This is a genomic window from Streptomyces sp. L-9-10, from assembly GCF_004151105.1.
Classification (GTDB): Bacteria; Actinomycetota; Actinomycetes; order Streptomycetales; family Streptomycetaceae; genus Streptomyces.
In genome coordinates this window covers 42,117-59,041 of record NZ_PHRF01000074.1, presented here as the reverse complement: position 1 = coordinate 59,041, position 16,925 = coordinate 42,117, and the positions used below count along the sequence as shown (strand labels likewise).

The window sequence follows — 16,925 nt, the reverse complement described above, 5'->3', positions numbered from 1 at the left end:
CACGCACGCTCCGCGAACAAACGATGCGCCGGATCCGGCGGCAACGGCTCCACCGGCCGCACCGACTCACCCGGCACCCCCAACGGCTCACGACTGGTGGCGAGGATACGGAGGCCGGGGCAGTGGGTGAGCAGTGTCTCGGCCAGGGCGGCGGCGGCCCCGATCACATGCTCGCAGTTGTCGAGGACGAGAAGCGTGCCGCTGCGGGCGAGATGTTCGATGAGCCGGGCGGTCGGATCGTGCTGGGCGGGGCGGCCGTCGCGGGCGGTGAGCTGGGTCTCGCGCAGTCCGAGCGCGCTCAGTACGGCACCGGGGACGGCGGAGGGATGCTCCAGCGGGGCCAGTTCGACGAGCCAGGCGTTCCGGGGCGCGGACTCCTCGGCGAGGCGCGTCTTGCCGGAACCGCCGGGGCCGGTGAGGGTGACGAGGCGGGAGCGGCGCAGATCGGCACGGATGGCGTGGAGTTCGCGCTCCCGGCCGACGAACGAGGTCAGGCGGGGACGCAGATTGCCGGGCGGCTCGCGGCTGTCCCCGGCGGGCGCGGGCGCACGGCCGGCGAGATCGGCGGCAGCGGAGACGTCGGCGACCAGCGGGATGTCAGCGACCACCGGGATGGCAGCGGTATCGGCGACATCAGAGGCATCGGCGGCATCGGCGGCATCGGCGGCGGCCCGAAGTACGGTGTCGTCCGCCGTCCGTGCGGCGGTACCCGCCCCGGTGGCCGCCAGCAACCGCCCTTGCAGAGAGGTCAGTTCGGGACCGGGGTCGACACCGAGCCCGTCGGCCAGGACGCGGCGCGTGTCCTCGTACGCCGCGAGCGCGTCGGCCTGCCGGCCCTCCGCCCACAGGGCCCGGATGAGCTGCGCCCTGAAGGGCTCGTCGTACGGGTGGTCCGCGGCCAGCTCCCTCAGCTCCGGTACGAGCGTGGCCGTGGCGCCCCGGCGCAGATCGGCCTCGATGCGCTGCTGGAGGGCGGCCAGCCGCTGGGCCTCGGGCCGTACGCCGCGGTCCCGGTCGGGCAGATCGGCGAGCGCCGCCCCACGCCAGAGCGCGAGCGCCGCGCGCAGGGTGCGGGCGGCGCTCCACGGATCGCCCGCGTCGAGCCGCTCCGCCCCCTCGCGCGTGAGCCGCTCGAAAACGTACAGATCGATGTCGTCCGGCACGGCCGCGAGCCGGTAGCCGCCGGGGACCGAATCGATCGCCTCCTTGCCGAGGACGCGCCGGAGCCGCCCGACGAGCGCCTGGAGCGCGGCGGGCGCGTCCAGCGGCGGCTCGCCGCCCCACACCTCGTCCACCAGCTCACCGACGGCGACGGGCCGGCCGGGGCGCAGCGCGAGCGCGGCGAGGAGCGCCCGCAGCCGGGGTCCGCCCAGCGGCAGGCTCCCGCCGTGTCCGTCACGTACCTCCGTGACGCCAAGGATGAGATACCGCACGCGGCCCATTGTGACCGCAGGGTCTGACAACGGCTGACGGGTTTTCCCGGAGCGGCGCCGCCTTTGCGTGAGACCCCTACCACGAGGCCCGAGACCCTGGTGCGAGGCCGGAGACCCCTGCCGCGAGGCGGGAGACCTCTGACGCGCCCCCGGCTCCGCCCCGCGCCGGACCCCGCCGCCCGCGCCGCCCGCGCCGGACCCCGCCGCCTCGCCCGGCTACCGGTACAGCTCTCTACCGGTACAGCTCTCTACGGGTGCAGCGGCTTTATTGGTGCAGCTCTCTACTGGTGCAGCGTCGGCCGCGGGATCACGCCGCCCGCCACCGCGCGCTGGCGCGGCGCCGCCGTCCCCGTCCAGCAGGTGCCGCGCCGGGACAGCAGCCGCCGCAGCCACAGCTCCGTGGAGACCAGGTCCGCGATCCCGTCCAGGGGCACCGGCTCGCCCTCGGCCGCCGCGCGCAGCGCCTTGCGGACGACCCGGGCCTCCACCAGACCCGCGTCCGCGAGCAGCGGTGCGTCGAAGAGGTCGATCAGCTCGCCGATCGCCGCGCGCAGGCCCACCCGCGTAGCGGCGACGGCGCCGTCCCGGGAGGTGGCGCCCCAGCCCGGCGGCAGATCGTGGATACCGGCCCCGGCGAGGACCGTACGGAGCACATCCGCGCGGGCGCCCGGCTGGACCCGCAGCGCCTCGGGCAGATCGCGGCAGGCCCGTACCACCTGGTTGTCGAGGAACGGGGCGTGCAGCCGCTGGCTGCGGATCTCCGCGGCCTGCTCGAAGACGCGGTGGTCGGCGGCGTGGCGGGCGAGCGCGGCGCGGGCGCGGGCCTCGCCTGGACGCTGCACGGAGGTGGGCCGGGTCGACGCCGACATCAGGCGAACCGATACTTCGGCGAGCGCCTCCCCCGTCAGCCAGCGCGCGGCGGGTCCGGGTCTGGACCAGGTGAGGGCGGCCAGCGACGCCCCCAGCGGGCTGATCGCGGCGGCGGTCAGCACCCCCCTGTTGGCCTCGGGGAGCCGGGCGGCGGCCTCTTCGAGACCGGTGCGGTACGGCGTACGCGCCAGCCGGCGGGCCGCCCGGTAGACGGTCAGCGGGATGAACAGCGAGGCCGGCGACGGGCCTTCGGCCCTGGCGAGCGCGCTGACCGGGTGCAGGAGATGACGTCTGCGCCGGTCGAGCAGCAGATCGGCCAGGCGCGCCGGATGCGCGTCGAGCACCTCGCGGGCGCCGGCCCCGGTGAAGTGGTCGGCGCTGCCCGCGGCGAGCCTGCGGCGGTGCCGCTCCGCGGTGACGAGGGACGGCCCCGGTTCGTCGGTGAGCGGGCCCTCCAACTCGGCGTACGGCAGGGCCTCTTCACCGGCCGCGACGACGACGTGGTGCAGCCGCGGGTTGGCGGCGATGACGCGGGCCCGTTCCAGTTCGGCTTCGTCGCGGCCGCCCGCGGACAGATCGTTGAAGGTGACGGCGAGCAGCCGCTCCCCCGCGCCGGTGCCGTGCCCCAGGATCGTGCCCGGCGCCCCGGGCAGCCCGGCGGCGAGCAGCGCGAGGGTGCCGGAGGCGCTGCCGCCCGACAGGTCGGCGCCGATACCGGGGACGGGCCCGCCCCGGGCGGCGCGCCGGTCCGCCGGCCCCATGCCGGGGACGGGTCCGGGGTCGGGCGGCAGGGTCTCGGGGGCGTGGCGCGGCGCCAGCAGCCTGGCGCGTACGGCTTCGATGAGCGCGTCCCGTACGCCCTCGACGGCGCGGTCCGGGTCGCGTTGGGGCCCGGCGACGGCGAGGGAGGCGACCGGCTCGTATCCGGTGATCTCGCGCGAGCCCTCGCGCAGGACGAGCGCGTGTCCCGGCGGGATGCGTTTGACGCCGTCGTACGGGGTGGTGTCGCGCAGCGCCTCCGGGGTCTCGGGGCAGGCGAGCAGCGCGGCCAGATGTCCGATGTCGAGCTGTGCCTCGATGAGATCGGCGAGCGGCAGGGCGGCGGTGGCGTACGCCGTGCCGTTCGCCCACGGCGTGTAGAAGACGGGCCGTGCCCCGGCCAGGTCGCCGGCGACGGTGATGCGACGGCCGATCTGGGCGACGGCCGTGTAACTGCCGGGCCAGGCGGTGAGATGGCGCAGCGCGCCGCCGCGCGCGGCGAACAGCCCGACCCGCAGCTCCTCGTCGGTGGCCCCGCAGCAGCCGAGCACGGCGAGCCGGGTGAAGGGATCGACGGTGACGACCCTGACCTCGTCGGGCCGCCAGTCGCCCACCGCCCAGAGCGGATCCGGGTCGCCCCACAGGAGCTGGGATCCGACGGGATGCACGCTGCCGCTCTCGGAGCCGTCACCGACCGGGCCGACGGCCCCTGCCGTACCGAAACGCGCGGCGATACTGCTCCATCCCACCAACCAGCGCATCGCCGCCTCCACAGCCTGTGGACAAGTCCAGACCAAGCTGGAAACGCTTGAGCTGAAGCCGTTCGGGAACATGCTGCCATGACAACAGCGCACAGGAGGGCCTACGGAAGCGCGGGTGGGAATGCGAATGCGCCCCTGGCATTGGCCATTTGGCGGAGATGTGGCGCTCCGCGGACAGACAGCATTCAGCCAATCTCCGGACCCGGCGTGTCAGTTCGACGCCGGTGAACGTTCAGTCCGGGAGGCGTGTCCCGCCTCCCGGACTGATCCACCGCCCGCGGGGATTGGGGCGGCGGGATCCCCCAGCCCACTGGTTCCAGTACGCAGTGGGCCGACCCACGCAGGACTCATGGAAGCGCTGCCGCTCCACCGGGGCCAAGAGCGCACGGCCGGGCGCGCGCTGCACGGCCGGAGCACGGCGTGCCGCCCGGGGACGTGCGGCGCGATCATCGCACGGACAACAATCCCGCCATCCGGAACTCCGCCCCTTAACGGTCGGGATGTGGCGAACTACGCTGGGTTTACGAATGCCGCGCGCCTATGCCGCGAAGCGGCGGGCGTCTGTGTGCCGAGGGGTGACGCATGTCCAGAGAGCTACGCGGGCCGAACGAAAAGCTCGGAACCGTTCTCGCCCTCGCGGGAATCAGCAACGCCGGCCTCGCCCGGCGGGTCAACGACCTCGGGGCGCAACGCGGCCTGACACTCCGCTACGACAAGACCTCCGTGGCGCGATGGGTGTCGAAGGGGATGGTTCCGCAGGGTGCGGCGCCCCATCTCATCGCCGCCGCCATCGGAGCGAAGCTGGGACGTCCCGTCCCACTCCATGAGATCGGCCTCGCGGACGCGGACCCGGCCCCCGAGGTCGGGCTCGCCTTCCCGCGCGACGTGGGCGAGGCGGTGCGCGCGGCGACGGAGCTGTACCGGCTGGACCTCGCGGGCCGCCGCGCGGGCAGCGGCGGCATCTGGCAGTCGCTGGCCGGATCCTTCGCAGTGAGCGCTTACGCCACACCCGCTTCCCGGTGGCTGATAACACCCGCCGACTCCTCGGTCGCCCGTGACGCGGCGGTCGCGGAGGCGGCGCAGGGAGCGCATGGCGGGAGCGGGGGGGCCGTCGATGCCTCGGGAACAGGCGAGGTCACGCCGCTGCGCGTGGGCCACAGCGATGTGGCCAAGCTGCGGGAGGCGGCCTCGGACGCCCGGCGCTGGGACTCCAAGTACGGCGGCGGGGACTGGCGTTCCTCGATGGTGCCCGAGTGTCTGCGGGTCGACGCGGCGCCGCTGCTCCTCGGCGCGTACAGCGACGAGGTGGGCCGGGGGCTCTTCGGGGCCACCGCCGAACTGACCAGGCTGGCCGGCTGGATGGCCTTCGACACCGGCCAGCAGGAGGCCGCGCAGCGCTACTACATCCAGGCGCTGCGACTGGCCCGCGCCGCCGCCGACGTACCGCTCGGCGGTTATGTGCTGGCCTCCATGTCGCTCCAGGCGACCTACCGCGGCTTCGCGGACGAGGGCGTGGATCTCGCCCAGGCGGCGCTGGAGCGCAACCGCGGTCTCGCCACCGCCCGCACGATGAGCTTCTTCCGGCTGGTGGAGGCGCGCGCGCACGCGAAGGCGGGCGACGCGGTCGCGGCCGGGGCCGCGCTGAAGGCGGCGGAGGGCTGGCTGGAGCGCTCCCGGGACGGCGACGCCGATCCGTCGTGGCTGGGTTTCTACTCGTACGACCGGTTCGCGGCCGACGCCGCCGAGTGCTACCGCGACCTGAAGGCGCCGCGCCAGGTACGGCAGTTCACGGAGCAGGCGCTGTCCCGGCCGACGGAGGAGTTCGTACGCTCGCACGGCTTACGTCTGGTGGTGAGCGCCGTCGCCGAGCTCGAGTCGGGCAATCTGGACGCGGCCTGCGCGGCGGGCACGCGGGCCGTGGAAGTGGCGAACCGAATCTCCTCCGCGCGTACGACGGAGTACGTACGGGATCTGCTGCACCGCCTGGAGCCGTATGGGGACGAGCCCCGGGTGGTGGAGCTGCGGGAGCGCGCGCGGCCCCTGCTGGTGGCGCCCGCCTGATTCCGGGCACGCGGCTGCTCCCGTACACGCGGTGATCCCGGGCACCCGGCTGCTCCCGGGCACACCCGGCCGGCATCTGTCCGCGAGGCATGACACACATGTCCACCGGTCAACGGTTCGATCGCGGTGGTTTAAGCGCGTCTCCGGCGGGCCAGTGCACTATCGGGGTGGGAGGTGGCGCGCATGAGCGGACGCGGACGCGTGGGTTTCGACTGCGAGGTGCTGGTGATCGGCGGCGGGATCGTCGGTCTCTCGACGGCGTACGCGATCACGCGCGCCGCTCCGGGCACCAGGGTCGTCGTGCTGGAGAAGGAGCCGGGCCCCGCCCGCCACCAGACGGGCCACAACAGCGGGGTGATCCACAGCGGCGTCTACTACCGCCCCGGCTCGCTCAAGGCGCGGTACGCGGTGCGCGGCTCCGCCGAGATGGTCAAGTTCTGCGCGGAGTACGGCATCGCGCACGAGGTCACCGGCAAGCTGATCGTCGCGACACGGCGAGACGAGCTGCCCCGGCTGCACGCCCTGGTCCAGCGCGGCAGGGAGAACGGCATTCCGGTGCGGGAGCTGGGCCCGGCGCAGATCACGGAGTACGAGCCCCAGGTGCGCGGTCTCGCGGCGATCCAGGTCGGTACGACCGGGGTGTGCGACTTCGTCGCGGTCGCCGAACAGCTCGCCGAGTCGGCCGGGGCGGCGGGCGCGTCCGTACGGTACGGCTCCGAGGTCACGGCCATCGACCGGCGCCCCTGGGGCGTCGCGGTCCGTACCGCCTCCGGCGCGGTGGTCAGGGCGCGGGCCCTGGTGAACTGCGCGGGGCTCCAGTGCGACCAGGTGGCACGGCTGGCGGGCGACGACCCGGGGATGCGGATCGTGCCGTTCCGGGGCGAGTACTACGAGCTGGCCAGGCCCGATCTCGTACGGGGGCTGGTCTATCCGGTGCCCGACCCGGCGTTCCCGTTCCTGGGCGTGCATCTGACCCGCTCCATCGACGGCGGGGTCCACGTCGGGCCGAACGCGGTCCTGGCGCTGGCCCGCGAGGGCTACACCTGGTCGGACGTACGCCCCGGCGAGCTGGCGGCCACCCTCAGCTGGCCCGGCTCGTGGCGCACGGCGCGCAAGCACTGGCGGTACGGCGCCGGTGAGCTGCACCGCTCGCTCTCGAAGCGCGCCTTCGCGACGGCCGTACGGCGGCTGCTCCCGGCGGTCACGGACGCGGACCTGCGCCCGGCGGCGGCCGGGGTACGGGCCCAGGCGGTGCTGCGGGACGGCACGCTCGCGGACGACTTCCTGATCCGGCAGACCCCGCGCACGGTGCATGTCCTGAACGCCCCGTCCCCGGCGGCGACCGCCTCGCTGCCCATCGGCCGGGAGGTCGCACGGCGGGTACTGGCGGGGCTGGCGGAGGACTGAGCCCCGGAGCCCCGGGCCGTTGGGGCTCCAGGGCTCCAGGGCTCCAGGGCTCCAGGGCTCCGGAGCAGGATCCGGGCCTCCGTAGAATCGGAGGCACTGTGAACGAGACGAACGAGATGGCCGAGAACCGCACCATGAGCCGGATGTTTCCCGAAGGCACGGGTCCCGCGGCCGACCCCGCCGGATCCCACTTCGAGCGGCGCATCCGCAGCTTCCAGCCACGCCGGAGCCGCGTCACCACCGGCCAGGCCGAGGCCCTGCGGCGGATGTGGGCCGACTGGGGCATGGACATCGACGGGCAGCGGGTTCTCGATCCGGACGAGATGTTCGGCGGACTGCCGGTCGTCCTGGAGATCGGTTTCGGGATGGGCGAGGCCACGGCGCGCATGGCCGCCGCCGACGCGGGCACCGGCATCCTCGCCGTCGATGTGCACACCCCCGGCCAGGGGAATCTGCTCCGGCTCGCGGAGGAGAACGGTCTGGCCAACATCCGGGTGGCCAACGGCGACGCGATCATCCTGCTCAGGGAGATGCTGCCGGCCGAGTCGCTCGCCGGGCTGCGGATCTACTTCCCCGACCCCTGGCCCAAGAAGCGGCACCACAAGCGGCGGCTGATCCAGCGGGAGTTCCTCACGCTGGCCGCGGGCCGGCTGAAGCCGGGGGCCGTGCTGCACTGCGCGACCGACTGGGAGCCGTACGCCGAGCAGATGCTGGCGGAGCTGACCGCGCACCCGCACTTCGAGAACACCCAGGAGGACGGCGGTTACGCGCCACGGCCCGGCTTCCGTCCGCTGACCCGGTTCGAGGGGCAGGGGCTCGACAAGGGCCATGTCGTGCACGACCTGCTGTTCCGCCGCGTACCCGGACTCGCGTAACCCGAGCACGTACCCGAGCGCGCGTGACCCGAGCACGTACCCGAGCGCGCGTGACCCGAGCACGTACCCGAGCGCGCGTGACCCGAGCACGTACCCGAGCGCGCGTGACCCGAGCGCGCGTGACCCGAGGCGGTGACGCGGGCACCATCGCCAGGTGTCAGTGCCCCTCGTTAGGGTCGTCGGGTGTCAGAACCGTCCCCGCAGCCGCCCGGTCCGCGTCCGGCGATCCCCGTCTACGAGCGCCAGCAGCGGCTCGGTGAGCTGTGGGCCGCCGTGCCGGAGCCCGCCCGCAGGCGCTACCGGCCACGCCGCGCGTTCTGGCGCCACCGCGCGGTCCGGGTGGGGGCCGTCATCACGGTGCTCGTCCTCTGCGCCCTGGTGATCCTCGCCCTCGTGAGGGACCAGACCGGCACGCAGGGCTTCCTGGTGGGCCTGGGTCTGGCCGTCCTGCCCGTACCGCTGCTCATCACGGCCTTCCGCTGGCTGGACCGGGTCGAGCCGGGCCCCTGGCGCAATCTGGTCTTCGCCCTGGCATGGGGTGCCTTCGCCGCCGCCCTCGTCGCGATCATCGCGAACTCGTTCGCGACCGAGTGGATAGCCACAGCCACCGCCGACCCGGCGGGCGCGGAGTCGCTCGGTGCCACGGTGATAGCCCCCGTCGTGGAGGAGAGCGCCAAGGCCGGCGCGATCCTGCTGATCTTCCTCTTCCGCAGACGGGCCTTCACCGGGCTCGTCGACGGTGTCGTGATCGCGGGGTTCAGCGCCACCGGCTTCGCCTTCACCGAGAACATCCTCTATCTCGGCAGCGCCTTCGGCGAGGACCAGCACCTGGGCAACTCCGGCCTGGCCTCCGTCACGGCCGCGACCTTCTTCGTCCGCGTCGTCATGTCACCGTTCGCCCATCCGCTCTTCACCGTGCTCACCGGCATCGGCTTCGGGCTGGCGGCGACGGCGGCCCGCCGCCAGAGGATGCGCCGGTTCGCCCTGCCGCTGCTCGGTCTGGCCCTGGCGATGGGCCTGCACGCGCTGTGGAACGGTTCGGGGGCGGTCTTCGGCCCGTACGGCTTCTACGTGGTGTACGGGGTGTTCATGGTGCCGGTCTTCGCCCTGCTCACCTGGCTGGCGATCTGGAGCCGCCAGCGCGAGCTGCGCACGATCGGGGCCGAGCTTCCCGCGTACGCCGCGGCCGGCTGGCTGACCCCGGCCGCGCCTCTCGCGCTCTCCTCCATGCGGGCGCGCACCGTGGCGCGTAACTTCGCGGGCCGTACGTACGGCCCGCGGGCGGCCAGATCGGTCGGGGAGTACGAGGCGTTCGCGACGTCCCTGGCGTTTCTGCGCCACCGGGCCCACCGCGGGGCGGTGGGCCCGGACTTCATCGAGCGCGAGCAGGAGCTGCTGCACCATCTGTGGCAGCGCAGGGAGATAGCCGGGCCCGCGCTGAACTATGCGGCGCGGGCCACGGGCCGGGTGCGGGTGCCGCCGCCGTACATCGACTACGACGGCTACAACCCGTACCGCCAATGAGCAACCCGGCCAATGAGAGATCTGGCCGGTGAGAAACCTGGCCAGTGAGGAACCTGGCCTATGAGGAACCTGTCGGACGAGGGCCTCAGGCGGAGGCCGTGGTGAGCTCCGCCAGCTCCTCCGCCGTCAGCTCAAGGGCGGCCGCCGCCAGCAGCGCGGGCAGCTGCTCGGTCGTACGCGCGGACGCGAGCGGCGCGACCACGGTCGGCTGCGCCGCCAGCCAGGCCAGCGCGACGGTCGCGACCTCGGCGCCCCGCGCCCCGGCGATCCGGTCCAGCGCGGTCAGGACCTTGGTGCCCCGCTCGGACTCCAGATACGTGGCCGCGCGGTCGGCACGGGGGCTGTCGACCGTCGTCCCGGGACGGTACTTGCCGGTGAGGAAGCCCGAGGCCAGGGCGAAGTACGGCACGGCCGAGAGGCCGTGCCGCCGGACGGTGTCCTCCAGCTCGCCCTCGTACGTGTCCCGCGAGACCAGGTTGTAGTGCGGCTGGAGCGCCACATAGCGGGCCAGGCCCTCGCGCTCCGAGAAGGCGAGCGAGGCGGCCAGCCGCTCCGCGCTGATGTTGGAGGCGCCGAGCGCACGGACCTTGCCCGCCTTCACCAGCTGGTCGAGAGCCGTGACGATCTCCTCGACCGGGACCTCGGGGTCGTCGAAGTGCGTGTAGTAGAGGTCGATGTAGTCCGTACGGAGCCGGCGCAGCGACTCCTCGACGCCGGACTTGATGGTGGCCGCCCGGAGCCCCTTGTACTGCGGGTGCCCGCCGACCTTGGTCGCGACCAGCACCTCGGAGCGATTGCCGCGCGAGGCGATCCAGTTGCCGATGACGGTCTCGGATTCACCGCCCTGGTGGCCCGGCACCCACGCGGAGTACAGGTCGGCGGTATCGATGAAGTTCCCGCCCGCGGCGGCGTACGCGTCGAGGACGGCGAACGAGGCCGTCTCGTCGGCGGTCCAGCCGAAGACGTTGCCGCCGAGGGCGAGCGGGAAGACGTGCAGATCGGAAGAGCCCAGTGGGCGCAGAGCGGTCATAAGCGGCTGCAACTCCCGGAGGAAGCCGCCCTATTCCGCTCCGCGCACCGATATGGGCCGTATGGGGGAATGTCCGCGGGAAATTTCCCACGGGTCCGCGGGCCTGCGGGCCTGCGGGCCTGCGAACCAGGAAGCCCGCGGGCCCGCGGGCGGAAGCCCGCAGGCCCGCGGGTCTGCGGGTCTGCGGGAGAAGGCCGGTGGAGGGCCTGTGGAGGCGAGACTTACGGGTTGAGGCCCTTGCCGCGCAGCCAGCTCATCGGGTCGATGCCCGAGCCGCCCGGCGTGTGGACCTCAAGGTGCAGATGGGCGCCGGTCACATTGCCGGTCGCGCCGACCCTGCCGATGACCTCGCCGGTGCTGACCTTCTGCCCGGCGCTCACGCTGATCGAGGACTGGTGGGCGTACCAGATCTCCGTGCCGTCGTCGAGCTCCAGGACCGTGCGGTATCCGTACGAGCCCGACCAGCCGGCCGACTTGACGGTGCCGCTGTGCACGGCCTTGAGCGGGGTGCCCGTCGGCGCGGCGAAGTCCAGGCCGGTGTGCTGGCCGGAGGACCACAGCGAGCCGGCCTGACCGTAGGTCGAGGTGATCGTGTACGAGGAGGTGGGGATCGCGTAGCTGGCGGCCAGCTTGGCCAGCCGTGCCTTCTCCGCCTTGGCCCTGGCCTCCGCCTCGGCCTTCTTCTTCGCCTCTTCGATCTTCTTCTCGGCCTCGGTCTGCTGCTTCTTGGCCTCGGCCGCGGCCTTCTCGGCCGCCGCCGACTCCGCGGCCGCCTTCTGCGCCGCGTCGGCCCCGGTCTGCTGCGCCTCGGCCTGCTGGAGGATACGGGCGCGCAGCGCCTCTCCCGCGTCGGTGGCGCCCTGCTCGGTGTCCGAGGCGGTGAGCCCGGCGGTGGTGAGCGGGGCGGCGAGCACCTCGGAGTCGGAGTCGTCCGAGGCGAGCGAGCCCATTCCCGGCAGCGACTTGGCGTCCGGGAGATTGTCCGCGATCGCGTCGGGCAGGGATATGGAGACCGCGGGCTTGTCCTGCGCGGTGGCGATGCCTCCCGCGCCGACGGCGGCGATGACGCCCACGCCGAGGACGGTGGAGCTACGGGCCAGTCCGCGCTGCTTGGCGACGCGGTGCCGGCCGCGTACGGGCCGTATGGACTCCTCGGTGGGATTCCATTCCCCCCATGCCCTGTCCGGCTGGTCGCCGTGGGAGCGCGTTTCGAAGAGGGCTTCGGGGGCAGGCTTGTTGGACGCCACTGAGGCGTACTCCTTTCCTTCCTTCTCGCCTACCGGGTTAGCTGACGGGTTCGGAGCAGGAAGGTCTCCTACGAGCGCTCCCGCCGCACAAGGCGGCAAAAGACACCCGATTCACCCCAATTGGTGGTTCCCCGGTTCCCTTGCGGGATTCGGCGCGTGCGCACGGTGCCATCTCTTGCGACGGCTGGGACGACCGCGCTGCGTTATCGAACGTTAATAGAGACCTGGGCCTTATTCCAAGCTGTTCCGGATGATCGTTAACGACTTCGCATCGGACGTACCGGTACATATGGGAACGCAATCGGGCGAGTTGATGGCCCGTCAGGACAGCTCGCCTTTCTGACGGTGTGTCAAATGTTATGCGGAGGGATACCTCTCGACTACGGACGGTGGTGAGGGGGCTCACGGCACCAGGGGTGAGGGGTCTCACGGCACCAGGGGCATGGTCATGCGCCGCTCCGGCTCGCCCTCCGAGGGCCGGCTGACCGCCAGCAGCGCCATGTCGTCCTGGCTCCCGCCGCCCGTGTGCCGCCGTACGTCGTCGATGAGCGCCTGGAGCATCTCGTCGGGCCCCTGGAAGACCCGTCCGTCGAGCCGTTCGCGCGGGACGTAGAAGACCCCGTGGGCATCACGCGCCTCGGTCAGCCCGTCCGTGTAGAAGAGCAGCGTCGCGCCTTCGGGATACGGGGCCTGCTCGGCGCGGTCCGGCCACGTACCCAGTTCGCTCATCCCGAGCGGCAGCGCGGGATCCGTCGTGACGAGCATCCGCACCTCACCGTCGCCGCACATCAGCAGCGGCTCGGGGTGGCCGCGGTTGACCAGCCGCACCACACCCTCGTCGTGCGGGATCTCGGCGAGTACGGCCGTCGTGAACCCCTCGAAGACATCGAGCGCGTCCTGCCGCGTCCCCTCCCGCCTGAGGGCCCGCTCCAGCCGCTGCGCGACCGCCTCCAGCGAACTCTCCTGCTCGGCGGCCTCCCGGAAGGACCCGATGACCACCGCCACCGCCTCGACCGCGTCCAGCCCCTTTCCCCGTACGTCCCCGACCACCAGCCGCACCCCGTACGGCGTGTCCTGTACGGCGAAGAGGTCCCCGCCGATGAACGCGCCCTCCTGCGCCGCCTCGTACCGCGCGGCGATCCGCAGCCCCCCGATCCGCTCGGCGGGTCTGGGCAGCACCGCGCGCTGGGCGGTCTCGGCGATGATGCGGGCGGAGGCCAGCCGCTCACCGCTGCGCCGCACGACACCGTTGATGTACAGCGCCAGCAGGGACACGACCACCACCGTCAGCACCTCGCTGACCGACTCCACCTGGAACTGGGTGTCCGCGTGGATGTGCAGCACCACCTCGGCGACCAGCGAGGCGAGGGCGATGACGAGCGTGCCGGCCATCGGATAGAACGGGGCGGCGACCAGCGGAGCCGCGGCGAAGAGAGGGGACGCGGTGACGCGCGTCGGGGTCACCAGGTCGAAGATCACCCCGGCGACGATCACCAGCACGGGCAGCACCCGCACCAGCCTGCGTCCGGTACGGCCGCGCCCTCCCGCGTACCGGCCGCCGCCGCGGACGTTGTCGCCGGCCGTCCAGAAACCCGTTCCGCGGCCGGACCAGATACCGCCGTCCTCAGCCGCCCGCCGGTCTGTGCCGCCGATACCCTTTCCGAGCTTCCTCAGTCTCCACACCAGTGGTCTCCTGCCCGGTCCGCCGACTGCTGCGGACGGTGCCGCGCTCCACCAGGCTGGCCGCTGCCATCCCGGGTGGCGACTCGCCGTCGGCCGAGTGGGCTACGGCGAGCGGACCCGCCGGGCGGCCGATGCTCCGGCGCACCGGTCGGCCGGCGGACCCGATCAGTCGGTCGGCTGGCGCTCGGCGTACGCCCTCACGGCGTCCGCACGAGCACAGCCGTACTTTCACCGTACTTGTCATGGTCGACGGCCGACGGCGAAGCGCGTGTCGGCGAGGCGGAGCCGGAATCCGGGCCCGGCGCGGGTGGGGCGGCCGCCGGTCCGGGCGGGCGGACCGGTCCGGGCGGACACGACGAAGGCCCGGATTCACCAGGAATCCGGGCCTTCGTTCTCTTCCAGTAGCGGGGACAGGATTTGAACCTGCGACCTCTGGGTTATGAGCCCAGCGAGCTACCGAGCTGCTCCACCCCGCGCCGTTGAATGCAACTCTACGCCATCCGGAGCAAGATCATCACCACGCGGCGCACGGACGGGCTAGGCCGCCTCGACGACATCGGCGTGGACCGCGGCGGCCCACTCCACCAGAAGCCGCTGGTAGCGCTCCTGCTCGGCGGGCGGCAGCGCGCCACCGGCGCGCGCCCACAGGGCACGGATCTCCGCGTTGACGACAGCGGCGGACCTGACAGCGCGTAACGAGTCGCCATCACCGGAAGCGGGGGAAGAAGTGGACGAGGAAGCGAACATAGGAGCAAGGCTACGGCCAGCCACTGACAATCGGCAGAGCGTGTCCCCCTACGCTTACACCGGTGATTGAAACCATCGTGTTCGACGTCGGCGAGACCCTCGTCCGCGACGACCGCTACTGGGCGTCCTGGGCCGACTGGCTGGGCATTCCCCGGCACACCATCTCCGCGCTCGTCGGCGCCGCCACCGTCCAGAACCGGGACCACACCGACGCCCTCCGCCTCATCAAGCCCGGCATGGACGTCGGCGAGGCGTACCGCGCCCGGGAGGCCGCCGGACGCGGCGACCATCTCGACGAGTCCGATCTCTATCCCGATGTACGGCCCGCCCTGGCGAGCCTCCGGGCCCTCGGCGTCCGCGTCGTCCTCGCGGGCAACCAGACCGTCAGGACCGGAGAGCTGCTGCGCGGCCTCGACCTGCCCGTCGATCTCGTCGCCACCTCGGGCGAGTGGGGCGCGGAGAAGCCGTCGCCGGAGTTCTTCGCGCACGTCATCGAGGCGTCCGGGGCGGCACCCGACAGGACGGTGTACGTGGGCGACCATCCCGCGTACGACCTGTTCCCGGCCCGGGAGGCGGGCCTGCGCGCCGCCCATCTGCGGCGCGGGCCGTGGGGCTATCTGTGGGCGGACGACCCGGAGGTGATCGAGGCGGCGGACTGGCGGATCGACAACCTGACGCAGCTTACGGCGATCGCGGCGGAGCAGAGGAAACGGGCAGAACAGGCGGAACGGGCGGACCACCAGGGCTGACGGTGCAGGTGGGACCAGGCGGGACTGACGGTGCCGACGGGGCCGCCAGGCCCCCCGTGGGCAGGCGCCCCGCCGGCTCAGACCACGCTGTACTCGTGCGCGGGACCGCCCTGCCACTCCACCCAGGAGGGGTCGTCCAGCAGTTCCCAGGCGTCCGGCAGCCCCGCCAGGCGCAGGAATTCGATCAGATGGTCGTCGGAGTGGGCGAGCCCCATGATCCGCCCACGGACCGTGACCCGCCGCCCGCCTGTCCCTGACGCCCGGTGGACGACGATCGGTGCATCACTCATAGGCCCAAGAGTGCGTCGATCTCGCTCTGTCCGCAGCCTCTGGGACCCGCTTCTTTTCCGCGGGGGCTGTCGGTTGGATCACACCCGCGGATCACGCCCGCGGATCACGCCCGCGGATCACGCCCGCGGATCACGACCAGCCGAGCCAGGCCCTGTCTCAGCGCAGGAGGGCGAAGACCTCGTCGATCGCGGCGCACGTCCGGTCCGTGTCGTCGTCGGTCACGGCGGCCGAGACGAACCAGCAGGCGAGTCCGTGCGCGTTGGTGTGGATCCCGCGGCGCAGCAGTTCGTGCCGGAAGGTGTCGTAGCGCCGCTGGTCGACGCGGAGGGTGTCGCGGTAGTGGCGGGTGGGGGCGCCGTCGTCCGAGAACACCACCTGGAACATCGCGCCGACCCCCTGCACCGCGCACGGGACGCGGTGGTCGGTGGCCGCACGGCGCACGGCCTCCATGATCCGCTGCCCGGTGTCGTCGATTCTCTTGGTGACGGCCGGGTCGGCGAGCGTGCTGAGCGTGACCAGCGCGGCCGTGGCGCAGAGGGGCGAGGCGTTGTACGTACCCCCGTGCTTGACCCGGCCGGTGGCGAGCGCCGCCATCACCTCGTGGCGGCCGGCGAACGCGGCGATGGGCAGTCCGCCGCCCAGGGCCTTCGAGTAGACGGCCAGATCGGGGACGACGTCGAAGAGCGCCTGCGCGCCGCCCGGACCGGTACGGAAGCCGGTGCAGACCTCGTCGAAGATCAGGATGATCCCGCGCTCCGTGCACTCGTCGCGCAGCAGCCGCAGATAGCCGGGGGCGGGCATGGTGCAGGCGTTGTTGGCGACGATGGGTTCGCAGATGACGGCCGCGAGCCGGCCGCGGTGGGCGTCGAGTACGGCGCGCAGCGCGTCGGGGTCGTTCCAGGGGCAGACGACGACATCGCCGGTGACGCCCTCGGGGATCCCCGGGGAGTGCGGGACGGAGTGCGGGGCGGCGTACGGTCCCGCCGCCGCCTCGGGCGGCCGGTTGGAGACGGCGAGGGTGTCCGACCACCCGTGGTAGTGGCCCTCGAACTTGAGGACCGTGGAGAGTCCGGTGTGGCCGCGGGCGACCCGTACGGCCCCCTGGACCGCCTCCGAACCGGAGTTGGCGAACCGGACCAGGTCGGCGCAGGGGACCATCGCGCGGATCAGCTCGGCGAGTTCGACCTCGGGCACGTTGCAGGTGCCGAACATGGGGCCGTTGGCGAGGACTCCGGTCAGCGCGTCGGTGAGCGCGGGGTGGGCATGGCCGAGAACGGCGCTTCCGTACGCGGCGAGAAAGTCGATGTACTCGTTTCCGTCCACATCCCGAATGCGCGCCCCGGAACCGCCGTTTATATAGAGCGGGTAGGGATGCGGGCCGGTGGACGTCAGCCTGGAAGAGGAACTGATACCGCCCGCGAGAGACTTCTTGGCACGTTCGAACAGGGCGCTGCTCATGGCGGTTCCACCGAGAGCGGGTACGGTCCG

The 16,925-nt window shown here is 72.7% G+C and carries 13 protein-coding genes, 1 tRNA gene and 1 riboswitch; of the genes, 5 read left to right on the top strand and 9 right to left on the bottom strand.

Going from position 1 to position 16,925, the window contains the following annotated elements; translation table 11 throughout:
- Together CU044_RS19290 and CU044_RS19285 are read right to left on the bottom strand one after the other, a co-directional pair.
- Nucleotides 1-1,442, bottom strand: a 1,442-nt coding sequence (locus CU044_RS19290; RefSeq protein ID WP_345790140.1) for a BTAD domain-containing putative transcriptional regulator, incomplete at its 3' end; no start/stop codon positions are given.
- A gap of 272 nt (nt 1,443-1,714) precedes the next feature.
- Nucleotides 1,715-3,823 (bottom strand): asparagine synthase-related protein, encoded by a 2,109-nt coding sequence (locus tag CU044_RS19285; RefSeq protein WP_129769961.1) that lies wholly within the window; start codon nt 3,821-3,823, stop codon nt 1,715-1,717.
- A gap of 582 nt (nt 3,824-4,405) precedes the next feature.
- Between CU044_RS19285 and CU044_RS19280 the strand changes: the two genes are divergently transcribed.
- From CU044_RS19280 to CU044_RS19265, 4 genes are all read left to right on the top strand, one after another.
- Nucleotides 4,406-5,884 carry an MFS transporter gene (locus CU044_RS19280; protein WP_129769960.1) on the top strand — a complete coding sequence of 493 codons (1,479 nt, stop codon included), beginning with the start codon at nt 4,406-4,408 and terminating at the stop codon, nt 5,882-5,884.
- Nucleotides 5,885-6,067: 183 nt separating this feature from the next.
- The gene (lhgO, locus tag CU044_RS19275) at nt 6,068-7,291 is read left to right on the top strand and encodes an L-2-hydroxyglutarate oxidase (RefSeq protein ID WP_129769959.1); all 1,224 of its coding nucleotides are present in this window, start codon (nt 6,068-6,070) and stop codon (nt 7,289-7,291) included.
- A 116-nt stretch (nt 7,292-7,407) separates the two neighbouring features.
- Entirely contained in the window at nt 7,408-8,166 is a 759-nt protein-coding gene (gene trmB, locus CU044_RS19270; RefSeq protein ID WP_129769970.1) for a tRNA (guanosine(46)-N7)-methyltransferase TrmB, read from the top strand.
- A gap of 183 nt (nt 8,167-8,349) precedes the next feature.
- The gene (locus CU044_RS19265; RefSeq protein WP_129769958.1) at nt 8,350-9,690 is read left to right on the top strand and encodes a PrsW family intramembrane metalloprotease; all 1,341 of its coding nucleotides are present in this window, start codon (nt 8,350-8,352) and stop codon (nt 9,688-9,690) included.
- An 85-nt stretch (nt 9,691-9,775) separates the two neighbouring features.
- On the opposite strand, the gene CU044_RS19260 is transcribed toward CU044_RS19265, so the two are convergent.
- The 5 genes from CU044_RS19260 to CU044_RS19240 all read right to left on the bottom strand — a co-directional run bounded on the left by CU044_RS19260 (nt 9,776) and on the right by CU044_RS19240 (nt 14,397).
- Nucleotides 9,776-10,720, bottom strand: coding sequence for an aldo/keto reductase (locus CU044_RS19260; RefSeq protein ID WP_129769957.1), 945 nt, complete (start codon nt 10,718-10,720; stop codon nt 9,776-9,778).
- Between the two features lie 221 nt (nt 10,721-10,941).
- A complete protein-coding gene (locus tag CU044_RS19255; RefSeq protein WP_129769956.1) occupies nt 10,942-11,967 on the bottom strand; it encodes a M23 family metallopeptidase in 1,026 nt (341 codons plus the stop codon).
- A gap of 11 nt (nt 11,968-11,978) precedes the next feature.
- A riboswitch (cyclic di-AMP (ydaO/yuaA leader) is annotated at nt 11,979-12,132 on the bottom strand.
- Between the two features lie 261 nt (nt 12,133-12,393).
- The gene (locus tag CU044_RS19250) at nt 12,394-13,485 is read right to left on the bottom strand and encodes a PP2C family protein-serine/threonine phosphatase (RefSeq protein ID WP_240045697.1); all 1,092 of its coding nucleotides are present in this window, start codon (nt 13,483-13,485) and stop codon (nt 12,394-12,396) included.
- Nucleotides 13,486-14,052: 567 nt separating this feature from the next.
- Nucleotides 14,053-14,126: transfer RNA gene (locus CU044_RS19245), tRNA-Met, on the bottom strand.
- Nucleotides 14,127-14,187: 61 nt separating this feature from the next.
- Nucleotides 14,188-14,397, bottom strand: coding sequence for a hypothetical protein (locus CU044_RS19240; RefSeq protein WP_030350053.1), 210 nt, complete (start codon nt 14,395-14,397; stop codon nt 14,188-14,190).
- 65 nt (nt 14,398-14,462) lie between these two features.
- Here CU044_RS19240 and CU044_RS19235 point away from each other — a divergent pair, with 65 nt between their 5' ends.
- The gene (locus tag CU044_RS19235) at nt 14,463-15,146 is read left to right on the top strand and encodes an HAD family hydrolase (RefSeq protein ID WP_129769968.1); all 684 of its coding nucleotides are present in this window, start codon (nt 14,463-14,465) and stop codon (nt 15,144-15,146) included.
- 77 nt (nt 15,147-15,223) lie between these two features.
- Here CU044_RS19235 and CU044_RS19230 read toward each other — a convergent pair whose 3' ends face one another.
- Both CU044_RS19230 and CU044_RS19225 read right to left on the bottom strand, forming a co-directional pair.
- Nucleotides 15,224-15,436, bottom strand: coding sequence for a hypothetical protein (locus tag CU044_RS19230; RefSeq protein WP_129769955.1), 213 nt, complete (start codon nt 15,434-15,436; stop codon nt 15,224-15,226).
- A 157-nt stretch (nt 15,437-15,593) separates the two neighbouring features.
- Nucleotides 15,594-16,895 (bottom strand): glutamate-1-semialdehyde 2,1-aminomutase, encoded by a 1,302-nt coding sequence (locus tag CU044_RS19225; RefSeq protein ID WP_240045696.1) that lies wholly within the window; start codon nt 16,893-16,895, stop codon nt 15,594-15,596.
- Nucleotides 16,896-16,925: the final 30 nt, after the last annotated feature.

Coding starts and splice junctions, on each gene's coding strand:
- CU044_RS19285 (WP_129769961.1), bottom strand. CDS start 3,823: ATGCGCTGGTTGGTGGGATGGAGCAGTATCGCCGCGCGTTTCGGTACG.
- CU044_RS19280 (WP_129769960.1), top strand. CDS start 4,406: ATGTCCAGAGAGCTACGCGGGCCGAACGAAAAGCTCGGAACCGTTCTC.
- lhgO (WP_129769959.1), top strand. CDS start 6,068: ATGAGCGGACGCGGACGCGTGGGTTTCGACTGCGAGGTGCTGGTGATC.
- trmB (WP_129769970.1), top strand. CDS start 7,408: ATGGCCGAGAACCGCACCATGAGCCGGATGTTTCCCGAAGGCACGGGT.
- CU044_RS19260 (WP_129769957.1), bottom strand. CDS start 10,720: ATGACCGCTCTGCGCCCACTGGGCTCTTCCGATCTGCACGTCTTCCCG.
- CU044_RS19240 (WP_030350053.1), bottom strand. CDS start 14,397: ATGTTCGCTTCCTCGTCCACTTCTTCCCCCGCTTCCGGTGATGGCGAC.
- CU044_RS19230 (WP_129769955.1), bottom strand. CDS start 15,436: ATGAGTGATGCACCGATCGTCGTCCACCGGGCGTCAGGGACAGGCGGG.
- CU044_RS19225 (WP_240045696.1), bottom strand. CDS start 16,895: ATGAGCAGCGCCCTGTTCGAACGTGCCAAGAAGTCTCTCGCGGGCGGT.